5 protein-coding genes are annotated in these 6,699 nt (G+C 64.8%); 3 read left to right on the plus strand and 2 right to left on the minus strand.

Features of this window, described 5'->3' with window-relative positions; genetic code table 11:
* Positions 1-11: 11 nt before the first annotated feature.
* Positions 12-1,400: an L-lactate permease gene (locus EB835_RS05435; protein ID WP_135808445.1), complete on the plus strand. Its 1,389-nt coding sequence runs from the start codon at positions 12-14 to the stop codon at positions 1,398-1,400.
* An 81-nt stretch (positions 1,401-1,481) separates the two neighbouring features.
* Here EB835_RS05435 and EB835_RS05440 read toward each other — a convergent pair whose 3' ends face one another.
* Positions 1,482-2,810, minus strand: coding sequence for a M24 family metallopeptidase (locus EB835_RS05440; protein WP_205749868.1), 1,329 nt, complete (start codon positions 2,808-2,810; stop codon positions 1,482-1,484).
* 311 nt (positions 2,811-3,121) lie between these two features.
* On the opposite strand from EB835_RS05440, the gene EB835_RS05445 reads away from it, so the two are divergent.
* Both EB835_RS05445 and EB835_RS05450 read left to right on the plus strand, forming a co-directional pair.
* A complete protein-coding gene (locus EB835_RS05445; RefSeq protein WP_135808446.1) occupies positions 3,122-3,607 on the plus strand; it encodes an Lrp/AsnC family transcriptional regulator in 486 nt (161 codons plus the stop codon).
* Positions 3,604-4,995 (plus strand): aspartate aminotransferase family protein, encoded by a 1,392-nt coding sequence (locus EB835_RS05450; RefSeq protein WP_135808447.1) that lies wholly within the window; start codon positions 3,604-3,606, stop codon positions 4,993-4,995. Before EB835_RS05445 ends, EB835_RS05450 begins: the two co-directional genes overlap by 4 nt.
* A 79-nt stretch (positions 4,996-5,074) precedes the next feature.
* Here the strand turns inward: EB835_RS05450 and EB835_RS05455 are convergent, their stop codons facing one another.
* On the minus strand, positions 5,075-6,436 hold the full coding sequence (locus EB835_RS05455; RefSeq protein WP_168216632.1) for a YibE/F family protein: 1,362 nt from the start codon (positions 6,434-6,436) through the stop codon (positions 5,075-5,077).
* Between the last annotated feature and the right edge of the window lie 263 nt (positions 6,437-6,699).

A 6,699-nucleotide genomic window follows, 5' to 3' on the forward strand; every position in this document is an offset into this window, starting at 1 on the left:
AATTCGTTCGTATGGCGGCAGTGCTGGCTCTCGCTCCGATCCTCATCGCCGTCGTCCTGCTCCTGCTCAAGCAGAGGTCCTGGGTCGCGGCTCTGGCCGGAGCCGTCGCCGCGACGATCCTGGTCGCCTTCGCCTTCCCCACCCCCGCCTCGGTGCTGGTGGATTCGGGGATCGACTACTTTCCGCTCATCCTCGAGGTCGCACTCATCCTGCTCTTCGGCATGCTGCTGGCCCGGCTGCTCGAGTCCGCCGGGTCGATGTCGCAGATCTCCTCGTGGGTCGAATCCCGCTCCCCCAGCCGTTCGCTCGGCGTCGCGCTCGTCGTCTTCGGTCTCGTTCCCTTCGCCGAGTCGGTCACGGGCTTCGGGATCGGCGTGACGATCGGAGTTCCGGTCCTGCGCCACCTCGGATGCTCCCTGCGGCAGTCGGCGATCCTCGGCCTCCTCGGACTCATCGCCGTCCCCTGGGGTGCCTTGGGACCTGGCACCACGGTGGCCGCGGCGTTGGCTGGGCTCGACGTCGACGAACTCGGTCTGACCACCGCATGGCTCAACGCGATCCCGGTCATCGTCGTCACCATCGCGGTGATCACGATCATGCGCCCATCTCTCACCTCGGCGCTGGGGATCGTCGGCGCGGCCGTGCTGATGTGGTCGGGCATCCTCGCCGCCAGCTATGTCATCGGCATGGCTCCGGCAGGCATCGTCGGCTCGCTCCTCGTCATCATCGTCATGGGCGTCCTCTTCATCCTGCGTCAGCGCAGCGCCGGCCTCACCCGGAACCTGGGCTTGGCCGTGCTGCCCTACGGTTCGCTGACCGTCGGCCTCCTGCTCGCACGGTGGCTGCACGCGGCACTGCCGTCGGTGACCACCCAGATCATCGCTTCGCCCCCGTTCTGGCTGGCAGTCGCCTGCCTCATCGCCGCCATCAGAGTTCCCGGCCGGCAAGGTGTCATCGTCTCCGCCGCACGATCGTGGGTGCCCATCGGGGTGGGCACTGCGGCATTCATGCTCATGGGCTGGATCATGACGACGACGGGGATGAGTCAGGCCATCGGCGCAGCGCTGCCGGCCGGACTGGTCCTGCTCACCCCCTGGCTCAATTCCGCGGGCGCCGTGCTCACGGGCTCGAACACGGGGGCCAATTCGATGTTCACAGGCACCCTGACGGCCGTGGCCGGCTCTTCGCACGTTTCCGCGCTGCCCGTCGTCGCGGCCGGCAACGCTGCGGGATCATTGGCGGCTCTGGCCGCTCCTCCGCGAGTGGCGATGGCCGTCCAGATGGCCGATTCGGCAGCCCCCGCCTCGGCGCGGGACGTCTCTTGGGTCCAGGGTCGGGCACTGGCCGTGGCCGGAATCGACGCACTCCTGCTGGGGCTGTGGATCCAATTCTTCGCTTGAGCGCGGGGCGGCCGTGGCGTCTCGCTTTCGCCGCCGAGGCAGCTGAGCCCCACGACCATCGACGTGACGCGGATCCGCCGGTCAGACGCGGATGATTTCGCGGGGGAAGTGCGTGAACGGCTCGCAGCCGGACTCGGTGATGAGCACCGGCTCGGACAGCTCGATTCCGTAGCCGTTCATCCACATTCCGCCGATGAGGTGGAAGGTCATGCCCGCTTCGAGGATCTGGTCGTCCTCGGTGCGGATCGAGATAGTCCGCTCACCCCAATCCGGCGGGTAGCCGATGCCGATCGAATAGCCCAGACGGCTGGGCTTCTCGAGCCCCGACAGCGCGAGCACGCGATTCCAGGTGCGGGCGAGCTCCGCGGTGGGCACTTCGGGGGCGGCGACGTCGAGGACAGCGGACAGCGCCTCGGCGACAACGCCTTCGAGGCGCACGAGCTCCTGTTTCGGCCGTCCGGTCACCGCGGTGCGGGCCAGCGGAACATGGTAGCGACGGTGGACGCCGGCGAGTTCGATGCTCACCGATTCGTCGGCGGAGAATTTCCGATCGGTCCAGCTCAGGTGCGGAGTGTCCGCGCTCTCACCGGTGGGCATGAGCGGGACGATCGACGGATAGTCGCCCCAGACCCCTTCGCCGCCCCGGGTCTGCGCTTCGGAGATCGCCGCGGCCACCTCGTGCTGTCCGACGCCGACGCCGATGGTCCCCAGGGCTGCGTCCATGGCTGCGGTGGTCACTTTCGCGGCTTTGCGCATGAGTTCGATCTCGGCCGGGGACTTGACCGCCCGGATCCAGTTGACGAGTTCGAAGGAGTCGACGAGGCGCCATTCCGGCACACCGTTGACCAGGGCACGGAAGGCTCGCGGGGAGAAGAAGTGCGAATCCATCTCGACCCCGACCGGCGAGCTGGAGGCGCGGGCGACCTCCCACCGCTGGCGCAGGGCGAAGGCGACCCAGTCGAAGGGGTGGATATGGGGGCGCTGCACATAGCGTTCGGGATAGCCGACGATGTCCTCGGGCGGCAGCCACGAGGTGTGCGAGGCTCCGCGGGCGTCCATATCGCGCATGAATAGGGTCATCGGCCCCGATGAGGGAACGAAGAGCAGCTGCGGAGTGTAGAAGGACCACGCGTTGTATCCGGTGAGGTAGTAGATGTTCGCCGGGTCCGTGACGATGAGCGCGGCCAGGCCCTGGTCGACCATGCGGTTGCGCACCGAGGCGATCCGACCGAGGTACTCCTCGGCACTGAACGACAGCTCGTTCGCACCGATCGAATCGATCTCACCGGGAACCGGCTGCGGGCGGGCCTTGACCTCTTTGCCGGCCTGCCCCTGCTCGGCTCCGGGACGCATCCCATACACATCCGGGCGATTGTCGTCGCCGCCGTAGAACAGCTCACCCTCATTCATGATCCCAGTGTGGTGATGCTTCTCACATACTGTCAATCACTGTCGATGCGCGTGTTGTCGGCGACTTGCAGATCGAGACGACGGCGGGGATCCGCGGGTCTCAGCGATGGCGGCCTCCACATCACAGAGCGCCGCTGCGACGCAGCGTATCTGCACTCCGCCGGGACACGGAGACTCGTCGGCCACCTCGGCGATTTCTGACGAATCCAGAACCAAACAATTTAAGTTTCGACGGAATTCGCATACGAAACCGCGCATTTCGGCAGATTGGGTGATAGATTGTCCTGAGACGCACATCACGGAGGTGAAGGATGGACCCGCTTCTGCCGAACGGCAGCGGTTCCCGGCTGGGGAATCTCGACGAGAAGTCTAAGGCGATCATCGTCGAACTGCAGCACGACGGAAGGAAATCCTATTCGGCCATCGGCAAGTCCGTCGGCCTGTCCGAGGCCGCCGTACGCCAGCGGGTCTCAAGGCTCATCGATTCGGGCGTCATGGAGATCGTCGCCGTGACCGATCCGCTGAGTCTGGGATTCGCACGACAGGCGATGGTGGGGCTGAAGGTCCGCGGGGACATCTCTGCGGTCGCCGAGAAGCTTCACGACTATGACGAGATCGACTACCTCGTCGTCACCGCCGGTTCGTTCGACCTCCTTGTCGAGATCGTGTGTGAATCGGATCGGCATCTGATCGAGTTCGTCAATGAGGAGCTCCGCTCGATCGAAGCCGTCGTGGATACGGAGCTCTTCATGTACCTCTCACTCGAAAAGCAGAAATACAATTGGGGGACGCGATGACAGAGAATGTCACCAGAGCCGGCACGCCTTATCAGGATGCCATCCGCAACAACGTGTGGATGCACATGTCACCACACCAAGCACTGTTCAACGGCGGTGAGGCGCCGGTCATCGTACGCGGCGAAGGCCACCACATCTTCGATGACAAAGGCAAGAAGTACCTCGACGGCCTCGCCGGCCTGTTCACCGTGCAGGTGGGCCACGGTCGCGAGGAGATCGCGAAGGCGATGTACGACCAGACGCTGAAGCTGCCGTTCATGCCGCTGTGGTCGTATGCCCACCCACAGGCCATCGAGGTCTCGGAGCGCCTGGCCAGCTATGCCCCGGGCGACCTCAACCGGGTCTTCCTCACCTCCGGCGGCGGCGATTCGGTCGAATCGGCGATGAAGCTGGCGAAGAACTACTTCAAGCTCGTCGGCAAACCGGGCAAGCACAAGATCATCTCGCGAGCCACCGCCTACCACGGCACCCCGCACGGTGCACTGTCGGTGACCTCGCTGCCGGGCCTGCGCGAGCAGTTCGCTCCCCTGGTCCCCGGCGCGCACAAGGTGCCGAACACGAACTTCTACCGGGCTCCGGAACCCTATGCCCACGATGAGAAGGCCTTCGGCCGCTGGGCCGCCGATCGCATCGGTGAGGCCATCGAGTTCGAGGGTGCCGACTCCGTCGCCGCTGTCTTCCTCGAGCCGGTGCAGAATTCCGGCGGCTGCTTCCCGCCGCCTCCCGGATACTTCGACCGGGTCCGCGAGATCTGCGATGAGTACGATGTGCTGCTGGTCTCGGACGAGACGATCTGCGCCTACGGACGCATCGGGGATATGTTCGCCTGCAACGACTTCGGCTATGTTCCCGATATCATCACCTCAGCCAAGGGCATCACCTCCGGCTATGCACCTCTGGGCGCGATGATCGCCTCCGATCGCCTCTTCGAGCCCTTCGGCCCCGGTGGCGATGAGACCTTCTACCACGGCTACACCTTCGGCGGTCACCCCGTCGCCTGTGCTGCCGCGATGGCGAACTTCGACGTCTTCGAAGAAGAGAAGCTCAACGACCACGTCCACGAGAATGCTGCGGCGTTCAAGTTCACGCTCGAGAAGCTCAAGGACCTGCCGATCGTCGGGGACGTCCGCGGTGAGGGATTCTTCTACGGAATCGAACTCGTCAAGGACAAGGACACGAAGGAGTCCTTCACCGAAGAGGAGTCCGAGCGGATCCTGAAGAACTTCGTGTCGGCGAAGATGTACGACAGCGGTCTGTACTGCCGCGCCGACGACCGTGGAGACCCGGTCATCCAGCTCTCGCCTCCGCTGACCGTCGGTCAGACCGAGTTCGACGAGATGGAGCAGATCATCCGCAGCGTCCTCACCGAAGCCTGGACCATGTTCTGACCTCCCTTGCTACCTGACGGCGGCTCTGCAACCTCGCGCAAGGTTGCAGAGCCGCCGTCAGGTTGTTTTGGGGTGGGGGTCAGCGGTCACGGTCACGTTCGCGAGACTCGCGGCGGGTCATCGGGGGCGGCTCTCCCGCAGGATCGGTGCGTTCGGCTGCGAAGCGGCTCTCCGCAGAACCGACTCGTTCGGCTGCTGCATTCCCGGCTGCCTCTGGTCCTGGCTCGGCGGGTGCTGGCGAAGTCATGGATGCGGCGGGCTGCCTCGGTGGGCGGAGTCCGGAGCGGACGACGAGGACGCCGAGCCCGGTCGTCAGCGGGATCGCGATGACCAGGCCGATCGAGCACACGAGGATGCTCACCACCTCCACCGACATATCACCGAGAGTGAACGTGTCGAGCAGCGGTTGGTCGTGCGCGGAGACGATGATGAGCGTCATCAGCGCCGAGCCCACATACGCAAACGTGATCGTATAGACCGTCGACGCGATATGGTCACGGCCGATGCGCATCGCCCGAGCGAACAGCTGACCGGGCTTCATCTCCGGAGCCGCGGCCGCCAGCTCCCACACCGCCGAGGCCTGGGTGATCGTGACATCATTGAGCACGCCCAGCCCGGTGATGAGGATCGCGCAGACGATGATGTCGGTCATCCCCAGATCCGTCGTATCGACCAGCAGGTACCCGTCCTCCGAGTAGGCGATGCCCAGATTCGCCCATGAGGTCATCCACGCGCCGAGGATGCCCGTGATCACGATGCCGAGCACCGTTCCGAACAGCGCCGTCGACGTCCGCGTCGAGATCCCGTGCGCCAGATAGAGAGCGATGACCATGATCAGGCTCGCCGAGACCATCGCCACCAGCACCGGAGGTCTGCCGTCGAGCATCGCCGGCAGCATGAACACAAACAGCACGGCGCCGGCGAACCCGAGCCCGATCAGTGCGCGCAGTCCCCGCAGACCGGCGACGAGGAGGACGACGATCGCATAGATGATCACCAGGGCCAGCATCGGAACGTTGCGATCGAAGTCGATGAACACATAGTCAGTGCCCATCTCCGTGCGGTCCGGTGACTGGGTGAAATCGAGGACCTTGAGCGTATCCCCGACATCGACACCGGCCTTGACCGCATCGGGAGTGACGTACAGACTGCCTTCCTGACCGTCGTCCTCGACGGTGTACTTCGTGCAGTCGGCGCGCACCATCGGGTCCGTCTCCCCCGTCTCACAGTCCGAAGCGTCGACGGCGGTGACGGTGACCTTCGTGTCGGTGGTCCCCTCGGCGGCGTTCGTCGTCGGCCCGCCACCAGGCAGCTCGGTGTCTGGGCTCGACGGCCACAGCACGAACAGACCGGCGAACGTGACCGCGATGAGCGGGACGAGGCAGGCAATCATGATCAGACGAACCCTTGGCGAGGCCTTCGGTTCGTGTTGGGACGTCATATGCATGGCGGTCCTTAGAGGGAGAGCCGACCGAGGAGGTGCGGGTGTGGCCGACCGAGAACGGAAAGACGAATGGAACTCACCGAGGCGGCCATCCATTCATTGGACTACCTGACGGCGGCTCTGCAACCTGGCGTGGACTGGTCCCGGAAAGTTGGACTGCTTGGGTCAGCATAGTTGATAGACATGCTCACCATCCTTGGCGGTCTTGGTCCGATACTCCATCGGGGCAAGACCGCCAAGTCGTGATGAGGATCGTTCGT

It is taken from the genome of Brevibacterium sp. S22, from assembly GCF_004745485.1.
In the GTDB taxonomy this organism is placed as follows: domain Bacteria; phylum Actinomycetota; class Actinomycetes; order Actinomycetales; family Brevibacteriaceae; genus Brevibacterium.